Genomic DNA, 20,507 nt, shown 5'->3' on the forward strand with positions numbered 1-20,507 from the left:
GGGCATTAAATGACAAAACTTAGAAGCCGACCTCACTAGACTTATGATTTTAAACACAAAGAAGGAGCGAATCATCGCCCCTTCCTCATCATCTAGACGATGCTAGATATAATTTTCTTTTCAGTCTTATAGCACATAACATGCAATAACACGAAAACATAGCTTTAATCGAATTAACGACGTAAACCTAAAGCACCAATCAATGCAACATAACGACCATGGTCTTTACCATTAAGGTAGTCAAGAAGCTTACGACGTTGGTTAACCATACGGATCAAACCACGACGGCTATGATGGTCGTGTTTATGTTCTTTAAAGTGACCTTGTAAATCATTAATTTGAGCAGTTAAAAGTGCAACTTGAACTTCTGGTGAACCAGTGTCATTTTCAGCGCGAGCAAATTTAGCAATGATCTCTGCGCGATCTGCGTTTGTTAAAGCCATTCGATTTCTCCGAGATGCTTAAAGTTAAAAATTACGATATAAATCAACTGTTATACAATTGACTGCCGTGCATCACTACAGCAAGTAAAGTATTTTAAGGGAAAAGGGTTTAAATTGCAAAACAAGAAATAAAAAAGCCTTGTAGTCTCTCCCAAAACTACAAGGCTTAGCGGCTGTAAGTTCCTCTATTACCTACGTCTTTGTAAGTTCGTTGCCTTTGGCTATAATTATCATTCTACGATTATATCCAGCTTTCCTTGCCAGATTATTTTATAAAGTCATCTTCTCAAAAAGTATCAGCTTCTTCATGAGCAAATATCTCGAATCCTTGTAAGCAATTTCCTACAAAAATGTTTACTTTTTAGATCACATATACAATTAAAGTAATTGATTAATTTTACTTAATAAACCGCTTTTTCTCGTGGTCCGATGCGTTAATGCACAGTGTAAGGCAGAACGATGGGCCAACAAGCTCACGACTGATTTAGCACGGGTAATTGCAGTATATAATAATTCCTGACTTAATAATTTAGTTGCTGTTTCATCTAAAACAATCGCGGTATGCTTAAACTCAGAACCTTGAGATTTATGAATCGTTAATGCATAAGCCGTTTCTATATTTTTAGGTAAGCGGGTAGCCAATACCCATTTTTGTAAACTCGGAAAATACACTTCAAATACACCATCTAAAATATCACCACGTTTTAAACAAATACCAATATCACCATTCGAGAGACCCAATTGATAGTCATTATAGGTCATCATTACAGGACGTCCGATATACCAATCTCCTTGTTTAATTTGATGAGTATCAGATAAAAATCGCTGTTCAATTTGTTGATTTAAATGATAAAGTCCGAATGCTGCATGACGAATTGCGGTCAAGATTCGATACGCATCAAAATGGTGCATAATGAGAGTTAAATCCTGCTCTAAGCTATTATTTTCTATATTTTTTTTAATTATTTCAGCATATGCGGAAAAACCATAGAACAGTTGATCATAACAGGATTGCCATGCTGCACTGGATTCTGTTTCATCAGCTAAATATTGTAGTTGAATAAAATCTGACATTTCATCATGTAATGTCACTGCTTTTAACTGTCCAGCCTTAACGATTTGCTGTTCAAATTGTGCTAAAACATCACCAGATGAATATTGATTTTGCTGTTGAATAAATTGTGCCATTTGACCAATGAGAGCACCTGCTTTAAAACGTCGACTCGTCACTAAATGTGCTCGATGAGATGCCAAAGCAGGAATCTGTTGTAAATCCGCCAATACATTACCAACATCAACAGCAGCCAACTGCTGTGCATCACCCAATAAAATCAATCGTGCTTGATCTGGTACAGCACAAAACAGCATATTGGCCAAATGAAGATCAAGCATCGATGCTTCATCAACTACAATTAAATCATAAGGTAATGGTTGTTTAGCATTAAATTTAGCTTGCTGATGATGACCCAAGCCCAATAAACGATGAATGGTAATAGGGGTAATATTTTTTAATTCATCACTGACAAAAGCCGCTAAATGGGGATCATTTAAAGCATATTGTAAAGCCTCTTTCATCCGCTGTGCCGCCTTACCGGTCGGTGCAGCTAAAGCAATACGCAGATCAGACTGAGTCTGACTTAATACCGCGATAATACGTGCCAAGGTATATGTTTTTCCTGTCCCTGGCCCCCCCGTAATCATCGTAAAGGCATGTTCTATGACTGTTTGTAAAGCTTGTTTTTGATAAGAATCACTTAACAGTTGCTCTATACCAGACAAAGCGATCGTGGTAATTTTCTGTTGTTTTAACCGCCAAACCTGTTGTGCCAATTCATGCTCTAATGCCCAATAACGATACAAATATAAATATTGTGCATCATAAATAAAGGGCGCGATATGTGTAGCGTTCACTTGATCTGCAGCTAAAACCATTCCCGCTAAATGCTGAATATCATCAGGTATCCGCTCAATACAGCTATCCCCTTGCTGAACAGCCATTGCTATTTTCGCAATAATTTCATGAAATACTTCGGAAGGTTTTTGATATTTAACACATTGTTGATATAAGTATGTTCCCCAAGTTTGATACCATGCTATAGATTGATCTTCAGATGATTGTTTAATCATTTTTTGATTGTTTTCCACACAATTATCCTCAAAGTTATCCACAAGTCATGCAAGAATGGATCTGTTATTAAACTTATTTTGACTTTACTCATCGTTTAAACTCACTCTCGATTGATGGCCAAGTAATGCATCCAATCGAAGAATAAGCTCTTTATCTGCTGGCCAATAATAATAACCATAGCCCGCCTCAGCATTCATTCCTCTTAAATATAAATAAATCGCGCCACCTAAATGTTGATCAATATTATAACCAACCAACTGCACAGTTAAATAACGATGTAATGCCACCAAATACAACGCTGCTTGTAACCAGTAACTTGCTTGTGACATATTGTTTTGAATGGCATCTACACCATAATCACTTTGTTCATTTCCTAGGAAATTACTTTTATAATCAGCAATATAATATTTTTGACCATCAAAAAAAACCAAATCAATCGAACCGGTTAAATAACGTGCTGACTGTGCCTGATTTAACTCCAGCATATAAATGCCATGTTCAATAAATAATTGATGTATTCTTTGCGTGGATAACACATGATCAGCCAATGCCAACTGAAACGGAAATTCTGTCAAATACTGATTTGCATCAAGATGCTTTAATTTAAAATGAGGATATAACGGTGTCTCTAATACATCATGTAGCCATTGTACAATTAACTCAATTAACTGCTGCTCAGTATGATCTGGAAAATCACGATACCATGCCTGACATAACTGTGCCCATAAAGCAGGATAGTCATTTTTAAAACGACGATGAATCTCTAGAGACCACAGCGTCGCATTCTGAAAATCAATATGCTGAAAAATCTCATGTAAAAAATTTCCAGCCACAGTACCCATTGGAAAATGCTGTTTAATCCAATCTAATGGCTGTTGTAAAATTTTTTCATTGGTCAGTACAATATTGATCTCATCAGTTGCTGATGATTGTTGTTCGGTTAAGGCAGCCAAAGCATCTTTGGCCTGCTGATGGCTTAAATGTTGTGATAGCGCACTAAAACTGGTTTTACTGCGTGGATAAAAACGTTGCTGTGGAAATGGCCGTGCAGATAACTGTTGCGGTATTGTGACTTGAGTTACATATTGCGCTGGACGTTGTGTTAAAGCAGGTTCATCACCACTCAAAAGATGCTGAAAAATCTCTGTGCCATGACCGCGCCAAAATGCCAATCCAGATAAAGATTGAGCATCTTGCTGATTAAGCAATACATATACACGATAACTGGCTCGGGTTAATGCCACATACCAAAGTCGGTGTTGCTCTGCCTCTGCACGAGATTGATGTTGCTGTTGTGCCTGATCTGAAAGTAAGGCTTTATCATTGATGGTAACGACACGATAAGGTTCGGTTTGCTGTGTTGCAGGATTGATAATGGTCTGTGTCGAAAAATTTAACGTCTTTGCAGGCTCCCTAAACGCCTTATTTGCACCCAGTAAAAATACAATTTTATATTCCAAGCCTTTAGATTGATGAATGGTCATCAATTGTATACCTGCGGCATTCGACAGTTTACGCTCTAATTCCCACTCTCGCTCACTGGGTGATTGCAATTGTTTTAAATACCAATCATATAAATTTTGTACACCCTGATGAGCTTCACTATGTTGATTTAAGATATCGGTAATATGACGTAAATTCACTACATTACGCTCATTGTCACGGCTTTGACTCGCCACTAAATTTTGCCAAACATGAAATAAATTTAAGGTAAATTGCCATGCAGTAACAAAACCTTTTTCTAACCACATTTCACGAATAAGATCAAAATCAGCAATATATTGACTCAAACCTTCCGGCTGATGTTGACATGCAATTAATTGCGCCAGATCAAAATTGAACAATCGACTGAGTAAAGCACGTTTAACTTTTTCCTCATCATAAGGATTCATGATGGCAATCAGTAATGCCCCGACATCTTTGGCCACCTGACTGTCAAATACACTTTTTTTCGAAGGACGATTAACGCGAATGGCTAAACGTTCTAATTCATATTGAACTTTATCTAAAGCATCATGATTTTTCGATAATATTGCAATATCATCTTCAATAATCGGTTGTTGCTCGGTAGCGTGCTCAATATACAGTTGTCCCTGTAAACTTTGATTGAGTAAGTCGCGAATCTGCCAAGCCACCTGTATTGCTTCATCTGCTTTATCTTCTAGCATCAACCAACGTAAGGGTAAATGATTGTTACCTTGTGTATCCACTAAGGGTGGATGCTGACGACCTGCTGCCACAGGATGATAAAATACATCCTCACCAAAATCCGTTTGACGTTGAAATAATGCATCAACCACCTGTACCAATTCGGCTACGGAACGATGGTTATATTTCAAGCTATAACAATGCCCTTGCTTGGCCAATACATCTTGACGTGCCTTGTTATAGGTCAGCATATCTCCACCACGAAAACCATAAATGGCCTGTTTAGGATCACCTACCATAATCATACATCCCTGCCAATAACGTGAACGATCACGCCATATTCGGGCCAAAACATCATCTTGGTCCTGATTGGTATCTTGGAATTCATCCACTAAAATCAATGGATATTTGGTATGAATAAACTGTGCCAGTCGCTGTCCCTGTACACCCTGTAATGCTTCAGACAAGTTGCGAATTTGCTGAGAAAAAGTCGTTTCACCTTTTTGATGTAATAAAGACGGTAAACGATATTTGACTTGTTGACTTAAATAAAATTTTAAATGGCTGTCTAAATGTTCAAGATGATTAACGAGCTGTTGAAATTGTTCAAAAAATTGTCGTAATGTCACAATGAGCGGATGGTGATTAAATTGTAGTAAAATATTTTCTGCACATTTATTTAATACTTTTTTACAACTAAGCTCCATCAATGCTTTTACCGTCGCTGAAAACTGTGGTGAAAATACGGCATAGCTTCTTTGTTCTTTTAATGCCGTTAACCATTCTCCAAGATCAACGCATAAAAGCTGCTGCAGCAAATTGTGATTGCGCCATTTTTTGGCCACTACGGTATAATGAGCACCATCAATTAAATAATAATCACTCAATTGATCAATTTGAGTCATATCTAATTGTAAGACCGCGTCAATGGCCGCTTCAAATTGCGCAATATCGATATTTGGACATGGAATTTCCTGAAAATGTGCCGAGCTAAAATTCAGACTTTGTTCTACCACACGACGATATTGATCAATCGACTTTAATTTTTGCTGTAACAACAAATAGTCAATTATCTGTTGCGGCTGATGTTGGATCCATTCACGTAAAACATCATGAATCAGTTGATCGGTATACGCCTTTGCGTCTTCAGTAATTTGAGCCGATTCAATTTTGCCACTTTCAAAGGCAAATTCACGTAAAATTGTCTGTGTAAAGCTATCCAATGTGCCAACAAATAATTCATCAAGCTGATCAATAACCAGTTTTAAACGTTCTTTGGCATAATCAATTCTTGGTGCATAGTCCTGTAGTACTTTTTGAAATAGTGGATCTTTTTCATGTTGTAAATGCTGCTGGATTTGCTGTTGGCTATCAGATTGCAAACGGACCAAAAAGTTTAATGTTTCCACTAAACGAAGACGGATACGATGTTTTAACTCTGCTGCTGCTGCACGGGTGAATGTGGTGGCAATAATTTGATTGGGTAAATATGCACCCAGTAAAATACGAACCATTAAACTCGATAAGGTATAGGTTTTTCCTGTACCAGCAGAAGCCTCAATCCAATGTAAACCTTTAAACTGCATATCATGGATAGGTTGATAAGACCATGCGCCAGTATGATGATGAAGCGTCATAACTTAATCCTTAATCGCATGTTGATAACAAAAAATAGGAGCATACAATCGATAAGCATAGTCTTCACATGCTGCTTGCAACAGCAGTAAAGCGTCCTGCTGCTGTAAAATAAACTGCCAATCGCGATGAAATTTACTGGCCTCATTGGCCGTAACATCAAAAGAACTAAACTGTCCGTTATCATTCCATAGCTTTAAGATTTCAGGCATCTGATCCAGCAACATCCGCCCCTGCTCATCGCCATGCCAGCTCAAGACCTGATCCTTTTCCATACATTTTAAAAGCAACGCAGCAGGCAATACCAAAGGTTGAGATTGTCCATAACGCCAAGCCTTTAACCATTCAGTTAAATATTGTCTGGCTTGCTCTGAACTCACGCCTTGACAGATAATCGTTTGATCACTAAAAACCATAATACGTTGATAGTCTGTACCTCCCTGACCTAAATTTAAATAAGCCAACCAAAGTAAATATTCTAACCAAAGTTTGGCACGACGATTGGCACGTGCACTGGCAGCACTGAGCGTTACCCAGTCGGGATGATGTTGTTTGGGTAAGCTAATATTCATATATAACTGAGCTTCTATACGCCATAACTGTGATGTTGTGACGGTTTCAGTCGCTGCATAACACTGTAAACGCTGCTGAAGTTGGCGTTGTTCTAACTGGCTCATCTGCCATGCACTGTGCTGAATTTTACCTACAGGCAATTGATCCATCAGTAATGCTGGATCCGCCAGACCATCATGTTGATGTAAAAAATGTCGTATGCTATAGCGTGCTAAACCATCCAGTAATAAAGGCTCAAATTGATCAGGAATATCCTGAGGATTTAAATTTTGTACGCCTATACTTTTTAGATATAAACGTGCAGGAAAGGTAATATCGTTAATCCATTGCTGGCTATCTAAAACTTGAACATCTTGATCTAATACAGGATAGGCGACATTGGCCCATTGTTGAGCTGAACCTTGTGCATAACGAATTTGCTGTGCAACCCGAAACCATTGATCTTGATAGCGAATTTTAGATGAATTTTCAAAACCATTCGGATCAAAAGGCTGTAAGGGATGAACATGATATAAAGATTGTAGATGTTGAGGTACGGCCAAACCATTGAGCATTACCGTTTGCATGGTGGCATGATGTGGATCTGGTCTAATAATCAGTGTTAAGTGTTGAATAAGCTCTTGTAAAACATGTGATGGCTCTCGAACCTCACCATCACTGACGTCAAAACCATTATAAAATAACCACAGATTCTCTTGAGCCAACAACAATACATCTAAAAATGCACCTTGATCATCCTCTAAGCGTGAACGATCGCCCAATTGAGGTTTGAGAAGTTGCATCAAATCAAAAGGTAAATGAACATTACGGTTGGGAAATTTACCACTATCCAAGTTAAGCATGACAACCAGTTTATAAGGCACTGGACGAATTTGTCCAATTTGACTAAACGTAATATATCCTGTTGGTTCTGCCTGCTCTAATTGCCCCTCAATCATTTGATTAATTTCTGCAATTAAATACGGTAGTGGTAATGATAGATAATCTAAAGCATGCTGTTGATCTTGATCATAAAAGTTAGCCAAAGTTAACATACGTTGATACTTTTTAATGATGGTATATACCGTATTTAATGCCTCCACTCCAGCCTGTATAAACTCAGAGACATCTTGCATTAAACGTTCAAACCACTGCTCCACATGCAATATTTCGCCCAATTCATGCCCAATCATCCAGTCACGACGATGTAAAAAATCTTGGTAGATTTCGATTAATTTTGCAATGAGTTCAAAATCACTGGGTAATACTTGTCCATCACTGAGTATATTTTGAAATACGGTATGTTCAGGGATGGCAATACCCAAAGCTAAACGATCTAAAGCAAATTTAAAACTAAAACGATAATCTTGATCTGAGTGACTTAAGCTTTGCTGTAAATGAATATCATCAAAACCACGTTTAAAACCTGCTTTTTCCAACAGAATCACCATACGGCGCACTTGATTAATCTCTAAATCATAACGACATAAGGTGGCATTTAAACTTAACCAATCGGCAAAATCTTCTAAATAAAAACGCCCTTGAACCAATTCAATACGCCCCAACACAGCACGCCAAGCATGTTGAACATCTAAACGCATGACCCCTGCAATTTGAATTGGTAAATAAATCGAATCCGTACTTAATCGTTCCTTGCTATTCGCTGTATAAGGTGGAGGAGCAAAATGACTGCGAATCAGTGGTTCTAACTGCTTTAAATTTGGCATGAGCACCAAAATATCACTCGGTTTACGAGGCTGTTGTATGGTGCTTTTCGATAGCCAGTCAATTAAATGATCTTTTAATACCTCTAGTTGACGTTGAGCAGAATGACAGACATGGATTTGTATTGAATCATCGTTGGGTTGTAAAACATAATGATGAGGCTCAGGTTCGGCCAAATATAAAATATCTGATTGTACTTTGGCCAATAAATGATCAGCATATTCGTTGACAAATAAGTCTGCCCACATCCCCTCTTCACCAGAAGACAAACTGGATAATAAGGAAAAATGATCACGTGCCTGTTTACCTAAACGAGTCAATAGCGGATGACGGGATTCACGGTTCTGTGCATTAAAATTTAAACTAAACTCGGCAAAAAATTGCTGAATTTCAGCATCGGTAGCGTGAGGATTTTTTTCAATAAAACGCTCTTTAACACGTACATCATAACGTGTCTTCCAGTGTGGATCGACACTATCTGCCCAGTATTCTTGTGAAGGATTATAATGAAAGACAAAAATATCAATATATTGCCCCAGTTGTCTTAAAAAGTTTAATTGGCTGGGAGGCAGATCTAACAAAGTAAATACCACCAATTGTGGTGGTAGTTTTTTAAGTGCCTCATCAGGCCGAAGAGGATCTCCCAATGCTTGCCAAAACAACTGATCAATCTGTTGTATTTCGATAAAATCCTGTGAAAAACCCTGTTGCCATAACCAACGTTGCCATCCTTCTAACTCTTGTGCCTGCTGTAAAGTAAAAGCAGAAATTTCTGTATTGCTATTAAAAAACATGTGCTCAATATCTAAAACACCATGTTCATGCCAGTGATTCAACCATTCACTACGATAAGTCATATAATGACTAAATAACTTAGAGACTTGCTCTGCAACCCAATACAACATATCTTGTTTTTTAAGCTGTTGTGCCATGCCATATTCGACTTGCTCGGCACTGGCATAAATACGTTGAATTATTGGAAATAATGGATGTTGTTGATCTAGGTGAGATTGTTCATGTTCAATATAGGGCTTGAGTAATTGGAAAATGCGCCATTTAATAATAATACGTGGGATATTGGCTTTACGTACTTTATCTTTATGCGCATCTAAAACCCACTGATAAGCAGACCACTGGAAACCACGAATACGGTGATAAAACTGTATATTGGCGCTAATTCCTTGTTGTTCAGCAATCTGTGTATTGAGCCATGTCTCAATGGCCGCAGAAGGAACAATAATATGCTGTGTTTTTAACGCGTCAAATGGACTTAATGTGCTCTGTTTTGTAGTCTTTAACATTGCATGTAATAAAACATCAATGCGTTGACTTTGAATCACATGAATCCCCATTTTGCGTTTCCTTTCTTTAATTACTCAGTCAATTTTTGGATTATTGATGATATCGTGCAGTGTGTCTATGATGCATTTGCAAAACTGCTTGTGCATAAATTTTTAAACAAAATTGTCATTTAACTATTATAAAGTGATTAATATCACAGTGTTTCAGCAAAAAATATACAAATTACGATAACTTAGCACTAAACTCTTATAAAACTGCGTTATACACTTAAGCCATACGATGACTTTTGATTTGATCTTCGCTAGACATAAAATACCGCCATCTTTTAATCAATAAATACAATGGATTTATATGATGAAAATAGACAATCTTCCTCAATCAATTGATAGCAATTTAAATTTAGAACAAGTACGTGAAGAATGTCTTGCACTCAGCAAAAAACGTGCTTACTTTTCTGCTGGTGCAGCAATTGTTCCACTGCCTTTTTTTGATGTGATGATTGATGTGAGTATTTTATCGCAACTGATTCCACAAATTAGCGCACGATTTGGATTAGCACCGGAACATATCAGTGTTTATGATCCTGCCACCAAGCAGATACATTGGCAAGAATTACGTAAACGTGGCATTGAATTCTCTGGATTAGTGATTGCACGTACGGCGATTAAAAAATCTATCAATAATGCGGCTGCCAAATATATCACCAAGCAAGTCACCAAATTTATTCCAATTGGTGGGCAAATCATTGCTGCAAGTTTAGGTTACTTGGTGATGAAAAAAGTCGCTGAAGCACATATTAATGACTGCTATCAATTAGCCAAAAAAATTCAAGCGAAGCAAACGATACAACAGGTTAATTAAAACGGTCATCGTCTTTAATTCAATACCTCAGCTAAAGTCGCTAACGCGACTTTATACAATACAATCCGTAAATAACTTCAGCAAACCAACAGGCAGCATGCCTGTGATCTAGACGTCTGTTAGATACTGTTGCATGCGATATACAAGCGCGCAAGCTGTAAAACTCACGCTTTTAACTGTGTCAGAATATGCTGTAGCACGTCCAAACGTGCACGATATTTATCATTGGTTGCAATCACATGCCATGGTGCATATTGCGTATTCGTCCGTTGCAATAGATCTGCAGCTTGCTGTAAATACTCATCCCAATGGCTACGATTACGCCAATCTTCATCGGTAATTTTAAAGCGTTTATGCGGCATACTTTGACGTGCTGTAAAACGTTTTTCCTGCTCATCTTTACTAATCGCTAACCAAAATTTAATCACGACAGTCTGATGATCCGATAAATCTTTTTCAAAGCGATTAATTTCAGCATAAGCACGTTGCCATTCAACCTCACTGGCAAACCCTTCAGTTCGTTCAACCAGAACACGACCGTACCAACTACGATCAAAGATCGTAATTTTTTCATCCGGTTGAATTTTAGTCCAAAACCGCCATAAATATGGCCGAGCAAGTTCATATTTATGTGGTGCAGAAATACTATAAATTTCATACTCACGTGGATCAAGCTTCTTTACAATACGTTTAATTGCACCGCCCTTACCCGCAGCATCCATTCCTTCAAATAAAATCACGATATTACGTGCATCTTGACGTAATGCATCAGCAACTTTTTTACTCAATTTTTTTAATTCTATTTTATATGCTGCTTTATCCATACTCGCTTCAGTTGGGTGCAGTAAGGATTCTGGAATGATCGCTTGCTGCCAAACACTTTGAGCTTTACGTAAATGTGCTGGGCAATGCTTTAACGCTTTTAAAATATGTTGGGCAAATTTTTGATCGCGTTGTTTTTTATCTTCACAGTCAATCACCAACCAATCTTCGGTAAAGCGTTGGCGTAATTTTTGTACTGTGTCATATTGCTTTTGGCTACGCCAATCCAAACCATGTAATTTATGCCAACGAATCTCACTTGGATCCATACTATCTAGACGTTTTTGTAATGATTTCCATGACAAATCAAACCAAACTTTAATGACATCAACATGATTGTTTTTTAAGTCTTGCTCAAAAGCACGCATACGATCAACATAATGATCAAATAAAGTTTCATCTATGGGTAACACCACATTCATGGTGGTGGATAATAAGTCACCATACCAGTTGCCAAACATCACCAATATTTGTCCTTCAGCAGGAATAAATTGGGCATAAGGACGCCAAAATGGATAATGATCAGAAAAAGGATGTGGCGCATCTGCTTTTACTTTTAAATACCGTGGATCAACCCATTCTCTAAGCTGCTTTACGGCCTCACCTTTACCCGCCAATTCAATTCCACTGACTAAAATCACTAAACTTTTTGCTTTTGCAGTGCCTTGGGTATTTTTTAAGGCATATTGTGCTTCAATCAGGTCAACCGATAATTGGTCTTCAGCAATCATTTTAAAATCATTATTTTCAGTGACCATTATTATACTCTTGGCTTTATAGTCATGTGATTATAACTTGATCTATATCATTTTTTTGTGTTTTTACATTATTAAAATAATATAATTAAAATAATATATTTTTATCATAAAACTATTGGATTATTCACAATTAGTGATCCAATGCTATAGCTGCTTTAAACAGATCGTTTTACACTTCCTGTTTAGCTCAACATCTTAAGGACATATATGGCTAAGCTTGCTGTATTCGATACGCTTTTAGAACGTTACCATCAGTTGGATTATCATCGTGATCAAAAAATTTTTCAGCGATTACAAGAAGTACAATCATGGAAACGTACACGTCTTCAATACACGCATCGACAACTATTCTCAGAAAAAGCCAATGTCATGATGGCAGAATATTTTTTAAATCGTTTATATGGTGGTCCAGATTTTGATCAATTGGCAGCACAAATTGCACGCTTAATGCAATTTGCCCATAAGGCGGAAAAACTGATTCCAGAAAATGCGCTTAAAACAGGAACATTAGCCATTTCATTGGCAATTTTAGCCGTACAGCTCGATGAGGATATTGCCGTACAACTATTAAAAGACTACCCAGCATCCCAAGCCATTGATGATGAAATGATGCGTCTAAGCTATTTAAAACTCGACCAGCTGAATAGCCGTCAAACCCAATTAAAGATGCTTAATGAACTGGGGCTATATTTAGATCGATATATGCGTTCATTTATGATTTATACCGCCTTTAAAATGTGTAAAAGTACCGCATATAAATATCAGTTTATAGCCATGTATCAATTTATAGAGGAAGGTTTCGCTGCGATTAAGCCACTCAAATCTGCTGAAAAATTTATTCATCTATTTACCTCACTAGAACAAAAAGTGATTGAGAAAGTGCATACAGGCCACCCAGATCCATTTAAATAAGCTAAACTAGGACGATTTTTCTGTATATTATTCATAACAATCGTATGATGATTGCTGTACAACGACCAATAATCTGTCATCATGCATGCACTGCAACATTTAACCCTATTTTTTGTTAGGAGTGACTCGAATGTCGAATGAAGACCAAACACTGACTACAACAACCAAGTCGACACAACATACAGACACAGTGAGTCCATTCTTGACTGAGCCACTTCCTCAAGGTGCGCCTCAAGGACAACAACAGTCTTTACAGCAGCAAGTAGATACTCCGACGAATACAGCTATTCCTAAATATAATCTACCACGTGGTGCCGATAGTGGCCGTGTAGGTCATACTACTCACTTTGGCTACCAAACGGTAAACAGTGAAGAAAAAGCACAAAAAGTTGCTGAGGTTTTTCATTCTGTTGCCAGCAAATACGATATTATGAATGACCTGATGTCATTTGGTATCCATCGTTTATGGAAACGTTTTGCCATTAATATGTCTGGTGTACGTCGTGGTCAGCATGTCCTTGATATTGCTGGTGGTACAGGTGATCTTGCCAAAGTATTTAGTCGTGAAGTTGGTCCAAGCGGTCATGTGGTGTTGTCAGATATCAACGAATCAATGCTGAATGTAGGACGTGATCGTTTAATTAATGCAGGCTGTAGCAATGTTGATTTCGTACTGGCCAATGCAGAAACGCTGGAACCTTTTGCAGATAACAGTTTTGATTTAGTCACTATTTCTTTTGGTCTACGCAATGTAACAGATAAAGATGCTGCACTTGCTGCAATGTATCGTGTCCTCAAACCAGGCGGCCGTTTACTAATTCTAGAGTTCTCTAAACCAGTATTTGAACCATTCTCTAAACTGTATGACTTATATTCATTCACAGCATTACCAATCATGGGTAAAATTGTTGCAAATGATGCGGAAAGTTATAAATATCTAGCAGAATCGATTCGTATGCATCCTGATCAACGTACCTTAAAAGGCATGATGGAACAAGCAGGTTTCCAAAATTGTGACTATCATAATTTAACTGGCGGTATTGTTGCTGTCCATCGTGGTTTTAAACTATAAAAGAAAAGGCATATAGCTCATGTGGTCTATTCTCGTACTGGGTGCTGCTGAAAAATGTATAAATCAGCTGATTGATTTGGACGCCATTACGCGAATTCAAATCAATGGCTTGCAAGGTCAATTATTACGTGTGGTGATTGATTCGCCACAAATGGCGATTGATGTCTTCTTTGATCAAGGAAAAGTCCGTTTATCAACAACACCCACTGGTCAAGCGACGCAGTCGACCTTGTTTGAACAACGTCCGTTTGATCAAGCGGATACAATTATGGATGCAACAGCAACCTTACATGTCACAAACTTGGTTGAACTGATTAAATTACTAATCACAGATGATGTAGGTAATATTCCATTACAAGGTGATTTTCGTATCTTACAAGAAATTAAACGGATTATTGATCAGGCTGAACCTGATCTTGCCGCGCAATTATCACTGTGGGTCGGACCGGCATTAGCACATGAAATTTCTAAAATTCAAAAGCTCCCGAAACAGATCAAACGTAGCGTTTCCAGTCATTTATTTTTTGCTCAAGACGCCTTAAAAGAAGACAGTGGTCTATTTGCGCTGCGTTGGCAAATGGATGATCTCAATCAAGATACCCGTATTTTCAATCAAAACTTAGATCGTGCTGAAGCAAAAATTCAACGACTGCAGCAATTGATTGAAACACTTCCAAAAACTCCTCACAACTAGGTAATTACATCTATGATTCCGCATGTTTCACGTTTACTCGAACTTTGGCGTATTGCTGCGCACTATAGACTCGACACGTTGTTTCCTGCAGATGAATTACCCGAAAAAGCTCGCCATGTTATCAGTATTATCCGGATGCATCCTGCGGCTTGGTCAAGCAAGGAACGTAAAAACCCGCTCAAGCTGAAACAAGCACTTGAAGATATGGGACCTTTGGCGATTAAGTTAGGACAGTTATTATCTACCCGTCGTGACTTAATTCCGCCAGAAATTTTACAACAACTGGTGTTATTACAAGATCGTGTTAAGCCCTTCCCTTCCAATATTGCCAAAATGCGTATTCAACAGGGATTAAAAGCGGATATTGCGACATTGTTTAGTCGTTTTGATGAACAGCCATTAGCTGCGGCTTCTATTGCACAAGTGCATACAGCTGCTTTACATGATGGCCGTGAAGTCATTGTTAAAGTGACTCGTCCTCATATTCGCGCACAAATTTTACAAGATTTCGAGATTCTGGCTTGGTTAGGAGAGCGTCTAGAAAAACGTCTAGAAAGTGCTCGTGCACTGCATTTAGCTGAAATTATTCAAGACTATCGGCATATTATTTTAAAAGAACTGGACCTGAGTTTAGAGGCCGACAATACCCGTCGTATGCGTCATTACTTTACCGGTTCAACCATGATGTATGTCCCTGAAGTCTATATGGACAGTAAAGATGTGATGGTCGCTGAGCGTATTATCGGCGTACCGATTTCAGATACTGCAACCTTTGACCGTTTAGGCATGGATCGTGCAGATTTGGCGCGTAAAGGATTAACCATTTTCTTTACCCAAGTATTTCGTGACAACTTCTTTCATGCAGATATGCATCCTGGCAATGTATTTGTTGAAACCCTGCATCCAGCAAACCCACGCTTTATTGCACTCGACTGTGCCATTATGGGGGAGCTATCTAAACATGACCAAATGACTGTGGCACGTATGCTATTGGCTGTGATGAATAGCGATTTCATGCAACTGATTCAAATTGTGCATCAAGCTGGATGGATTCCGCCAGGTACAGATCAAGATGCACTGGCACGTGAAATGCGACGTACTGTTGGTCCAATGGTCTCTAAGCCCATGCATGAACTCGATTTTGCTGGCATCTTATTAGAAGTGATGGACATTGCGCGACGCTTTCATTTAGAAATTCCGCCACAATTAATGCTCTTACTCAAAACATTGGTACATGTTGAAGGTTTAGGAACAGATTTGTATCCAGATCTAGATATTTGGAGTTTGGCTAAACCCATCTTAACAGATTGGGTAAAAGCACAAATGAATCCACAAAAAAATCTGAAAGAACTGGGACAAAAATTACCAGACTTGCTGTTAGGTGCACAAGATTTACCTAGCCTGATGATTGATAGCTTAAATGGTTTAAAAAATCAATCTGCTTGGCATGCAAAACAAATTCATGAATTACAAACTATACGTTTGCAAATGGAAAGCCAGCATAAACGTAGTTGGATTTTTGGTACCATCATCGCCATGCTGTTAGTCATTGCGATCATTACACCTTGGTATGTTGGCATCATCATGCTGATCTTAAGTAGCCTATTGTCGATATGGCGACTGGCCAAACCTTAAATCATCTATTGATTTGATGCATGCTTAATTGGCAGTGTAATTGACCAAACCATAAATTGATTTGGTCAATACTGCATCATACTCGATATTCAATATTGCTATTCGGCACATCTCAGCATGATTGATGCATTAGACACCTTCTGTTTGTGGCGTTGGTACCACTGTCACATCGGGTTCTGAATCAGTAAAAGCCCAAATCATTCCTGCAACCAATAACAGAATAATACAAAACCATGCCATTATTTGATTGGTTCGAGATGGCTTTTCACCACAATTTTCACATGCTTTACTCGGATGGGTCAGTGTTGCATGACATTTTTTACATTTTTTTGACGTCATAATCGTTCCAAATATATCGATTTATACTATTAAAAGACTTTAAATTTATGATTTATCTATTCTATTAAAATGGCATCATAAATATTGATTGCTCATCAAGCAAGCCTAAAATACTAATAGTCTTATCAAGTGATTTATTTTGTAATAAATCCAAGATTACTCGCCATAAAATGGCAGGATAGTGCAAAATTTTTCATTGTTATCATTCTACTTAAAATAACAAAATGATGCTTTTATTTTATCCAATAATCACGCTATTTTAATTCTGCACATCCATAAAATTAGAGACTTAACTCGTGAATAATTTATTCCAAAAATTAATTGAAAATCGTCGTAGTATCTACGCAATTGGTAAACAGGTACAACTGAGTAATGAACAATTAACAACACTTATTCAGCAAGCGATTATCTACGCACCTTCTGCCTTTAATTCTCAATCCTCTCGTGCTGTGATTTTATTTGGTGATGAGCATGAAAAATTTTGGCAACTGGTCTTTGAAAAATTACAAGAATTTTTGTCAAATGATGATGCCATCAAAGCCACTCAGCAAAAAATTGCTAGCTTTGCTGCTGGTGTCGGTACCGTGTTATTCTTTGAAGATCAAGAAATCGTACAAAGATTACAAGAGCAATTCCCATTATATGCCGACAATTTTCCAGTTTGGTCAGAACATTCCACAGCAATTGCTCAATTTGCTGTATGGACTGCACTCGCAGAACAAGGGATCGGAGCATCACTGCAACACTATAATCCAATTATAGACAATAACGTCCATGCTGAATGGGAGATACCATCAAATTGGAAATTACGTGCTCAGCTTGTTTTTGGTTCAATTGAAGCTGCAGCAGGCGAAAAATCATTTATTGACAATGATACTCGCTTTAAAGTCTTTCAATAACCACTGAACCAGCCTCTTCAGGCTATGCTTAATGATCTATATTATTAAAGCAGTTTAAAAATGATGTGACTAAAACAACGGCATATACACAAATCTTGATACTGTGGTATGCCGTTGGATTAAACATCTTATTTAAGCTGATAAGACATCAAGCATCGCATTGTGTTGGTGCTATTTTTATCAATTGCATCGTGTAGATGTTATTTTAAATCACATGACTATCAAGTCACGCTGTGATTTTTATCGCCATTGCTGTCCTTCAATACTTGATTACAATTTATATATATCTTAATAATTTACATTAATTATGACTTATATTCTCAAGCAACACCCCCCTGCACTTTCGATTCGTGCAGGATCTATTGCAAAGCAACTGATTCAGCAAGAAGGTTTACATGCCGCACAAGTTGATATTCTTCCCGGTGCAGCGGGTGGTCCTAAAGGACTGGGAATTCAAGGTTTAGACCAAGCCATTTTTGGAGATTTTTTACCACAAGCGCCTCAACGCCGAACATTGATTGGTTCTTCAATTGGTAGTTGGCGCTTTGCCAGTATTATGGCTTTAGGTGCCAAAGCAGGGACCGAGCGCCTTGCACAGTTGTATACACAACTGTCTTTTCATAACAAGATGACCCGCTTTGAGGTGGGTGAAATTTGCCAAAATATGATTAATACACTGATTGATCATCAACAACACCAATTGATCCATCATCCAGACTACCATTTAGCCGTACTTGCTGTGAAATCACAACATATCTTTAATAGTGATAAAACCTTTGCATTGTTTGCCTCAGTTTTAGGGATTGTTGGTAGTAATGCCATTGCCCGAAAACATAATCGTTTCTTTATGCAACGTGTAATTAGTCAACCCCAGTTTGGTGCACAATTTCAGGTTAATGATGACTTTCCCACACTCTATCAAAGCTTAACACAAGAAAATGTCATTCCATGGTTAATGGCATCGGCTTCAATTCCAATTGCAATGTCTGCTGTACGTAATATTCCAGATGCCCCAGATGCCAGTTATCGTGATGGTGGACTGATTGACTACCACCTCGATCTACCTTTTCAAAGTAAAGGGATTGTCCTCTATCCTCATTTTAGTGAGCAGATTATCCCGGGTTGGTTTGATAAAATGTTTAAAAGCCGTCAGGCCAATCCTACAAATCAAGCACGCACATTATTACTGTCACCATCTGCCGAATATTTACAAAATTTACCGCTAGGGCGTTTGCCTGATCGTAAAGACTTTACTCAAAAAGGCTTGAGTAATCAGCAGCGTATAAAAATGTGGCAACAATGTATTGCTGAAAGTCAGCGTCTTGGAGATGAGTTTTTAGAATTGGTTGAAAAACAAAATATCGCAGCAGTACTGCATAATTTATAATATAAATGAAAAGCACATGATGGTATATCCAGTCATATACTGTCATGTATCATCCAGCAGATCTCGGTGCTGTTTTTTCCCTGTCGATACACAATATAGCCCAACTAAAATTAAACTCACTGCTGGCACCAACATATTGCTTAAACGTTCATGTAAAAAAATAAAACCCAAAAAAATACCGACTAAGGGCACTAAATAATTGGTTGTGGCAGTAAACACGGTACCGATCTGATCAATTAAGTAATACATTAAGATTAATGCGCCCGCAGTTGAAATGAAAGCTAATCCTAAAATAGACCACCATGGAGCAGTCCATATGAGTTTAGGCAATGGCATCAAAGATAACATCGGCAATAACAATAAAGAGGCTAAACTTAAAACACCACAACCAATTAACGCAGGTGCTAAAACCGAAAGAGCCTTACTTTTATAGATTGAAAATGCATAACAAATTGCAGCCACAAAACAAGCCACATGCCCCCACAACCCATGAGAAAAATTACTCAGTAAATCATTTATAAACAATAAAATTACCCCAATAAAACCCAAAAACAAACCGAGATAAGCACGTAAACTAAAACCGATATTTTTTCTAAAAATCACTTCAAAAATAGAGACAAAAATTGGAATCAATGCCATATAAATTGAAGCAACACCGCTTGCAATATACTGACCCGCCCAAGCAATCAATAAAAAAGGTATGATCACTGAACTTAAACTGAGTAATAATAAAATAGGAAAATGTGCTTTTACGACTGAAAAAATATCGCTATATCGATAAAAAACAAATAAGTAAATACATGGTAATGCAAGTATTATCCGTAAAAAAACTACATTAAAAGGATTCAGGAAACTTACGGCTATTTTAATAAATAAAAATGCGGCACCTTGTAATACGCCCAATAATAACAATAAAAATAGATACTTTTTTTCCACGATTTAATCTCGAAATGCAAATGTTTCGTGTATGAGGATTTGAGTAAATTTTTAAGCATCTTCTCATTCAGACTTATCTTGCATAAAGCCCTCACTTTTCTATTTTTAATTAAATGTGATGCATTTCACTTTTTATAACATAAAACAAGATAAAAGAAACAAAATAGTAAAAATCATCCAACCTATCAATCAATCTAGGGATAAGAATTACCGTACGATTGATCTAGATCATCGGTCAATCAGCGAGATTACCCATGCT

At 37.7% G+C, this 20,507-nt stretch carries 14 protein-coding genes; 7 read left to right on the forward strand and 7 right to left on the reverse strand.

The window, feature by feature from the left end:
- Positions 1–173: 173 nt before the first annotated feature.
- The 4 genes from rpsO to QSG86_RS02995 all read right to left on the reverse strand — a co-directional run bounded on the left by rpsO (position 174) and on the right by QSG86_RS02995 (position 9,983).
- On the reverse strand, positions 174–443 hold the full coding sequence (rpsO, locus tag QSG86_RS02980) for a 30S ribosomal protein S15 (RefSeq protein ID WP_004637724.1): 270 nt from the start codon (positions 441–443) through the stop codon (positions 174–176).
- 378 nt (positions 444–821) lie between these two features.
- On the reverse strand, positions 822–2,570 hold the full coding sequence (gene recD, locus QSG86_RS02985; protein WP_317032652.1) for an exodeoxyribonuclease V subunit alpha: 1,749 nt from the start codon (positions 2,568–2,570) through the stop codon (positions 822–824).
- A gap of 84 nt (positions 2,571–2,654) precedes the next feature.
- Positions 2,655–6,356 (reverse strand): UvrD-helicase domain-containing protein, encoded by a 3,702-nt coding sequence (locus tag QSG86_RS02990; RefSeq protein WP_317030143.1) that lies wholly within the window; start codon positions 6,354–6,356, stop codon positions 2,655–2,657.
- A gap of 3 nt (positions 6,357–6,359) precedes the next feature.
- Positions 6,360–9,983: an exodeoxyribonuclease V subunit gamma gene (locus QSG86_RS02995; protein WP_317030144.1), complete on the reverse strand. Its 3,624-nt coding sequence runs from the start codon at positions 9,981–9,983 to the stop codon at positions 6,360–6,362.
- A gap of 304 nt (positions 9,984–10,287) precedes the next feature.
- Between QSG86_RS02995 and QSG86_RS03000 the strand changes: the two genes are divergently transcribed.
- The gene (locus tag QSG86_RS03000) at positions 10,288–10,794 is read left to right on the forward strand and encodes a hypothetical protein (RefSeq protein ID WP_317032653.1); all 507 of its coding nucleotides are present in this window, start codon (positions 10,288–10,290) and stop codon (positions 10,792–10,794) included.
- 164 nt (positions 10,795–10,958) lie between these two features.
- Here the strand turns inward: QSG86_RS03000 and QSG86_RS03005 are convergent, their stop codons facing one another.
- A complete protein-coding gene (locus QSG86_RS03005) occupies positions 10,959–12,374 on the reverse strand; it encodes a phosphate--AMP phosphotransferase (RefSeq protein ID WP_317030145.1) in 1,416 nt (471 codons plus the stop codon).
- A gap of 207 nt (positions 12,375–12,581) precedes the next feature.
- Here QSG86_RS03005 and QSG86_RS03010 point away from each other — a divergent pair, with 207 nt between their 5' ends.
- The 4 genes from QSG86_RS03010 (at position 12,582) to QSG86_RS03025 (ending at position 16,687) form a co-directional block, all read left to right on the forward strand.
- A complete protein-coding gene (locus tag QSG86_RS03010) occupies positions 12,582–13,286 on the forward strand; it encodes an FFLEELY motif protein (protein WP_317030146.1) in 705 nt (234 codons plus the stop codon).
- Positions 13,287–13,416: 130 nt separating this feature from the next.
- Positions 13,417–14,358: a bifunctional demethylmenaquinone methyltransferase/2-methoxy-6-polyprenyl-1,4-benzoquinol methylase UbiE gene (ubiE, locus tag QSG86_RS03015; protein WP_317030147.1), complete on the forward strand. Its 942-nt coding sequence runs from the start codon at positions 13,417–13,419 to the stop codon at positions 14,356–14,358.
- Positions 14,359–14,377: 19 nt separating this feature from the next.
- Complete coding sequence (locus QSG86_RS03020; protein ID WP_317030148.1) at positions 14,378–15,052, forward strand: hypothetical protein; 675 nt, start codon at positions 14,378–14,380, stop codon at positions 15,050–15,052.
- Positions 15,053–15,064: 12 nt separating this feature from the next.
- On the forward strand, positions 15,065–16,687 hold the full coding sequence (locus tag QSG86_RS03025; RefSeq protein ID WP_317030149.1) for an ABC1 kinase family protein: 1,623 nt from the start codon (positions 15,065–15,067) through the stop codon (positions 16,685–16,687).
- Between the two features lie 129 nt (positions 16,688–16,816).
- On the opposite strand, the gene QSG86_RS03030 is transcribed toward QSG86_RS03025, so the two are convergent.
- The gene (locus QSG86_RS03030) at positions 16,817–17,026 is read right to left on the reverse strand and encodes a hypothetical protein (protein ID WP_317030150.1); all 210 of its coding nucleotides are present in this window, start codon (positions 17,024–17,026) and stop codon (positions 16,817–16,819) included.
- 296 nt (positions 17,027–17,322) lie between these two features.
- Here QSG86_RS03030 and QSG86_RS03035 point away from each other — a divergent pair, with 296 nt between their 5' ends.
- Positions 17,323–17,925, forward strand: a complete 603-nt coding sequence (locus QSG86_RS03035) for a nitroreductase family protein (RefSeq protein ID WP_317030151.1) — start codon at positions 17,323–17,325, stop codon at positions 17,923–17,925.
- A gap of 307 nt (positions 17,926–18,232) precedes the next feature.
- The gene (locus tag QSG86_RS03040) at positions 18,233–19,312 is read left to right on the forward strand and encodes a patatin-like phospholipase family protein (RefSeq protein WP_317030152.1); all 1,080 of its coding nucleotides are present in this window, start codon (positions 18,233–18,235) and stop codon (positions 19,310–19,312) included.
- Positions 19,313–19,354: 42 nt separating this feature from the next.
- On the opposite strand, the gene QSG86_RS03045 is transcribed toward QSG86_RS03040, so the two are convergent.
- Positions 19,355–20,248, reverse strand: coding sequence for a DMT family transporter (locus QSG86_RS03045; RefSeq protein WP_317030153.1), 894 nt, complete (start codon positions 20,246–20,248; stop codon positions 19,355–19,357).
- Between the last annotated feature and the right edge of the window lie 259 nt (positions 20,249–20,507).

It is taken from the genome of Acinetobacter sp. SAAs474 (assembly GCF_032823475.1).
Taxonomy (GTDB): Bacteria; Pseudomonadota; Gammaproteobacteria; order Pseudomonadales; family Moraxellaceae; genus Acinetobacter.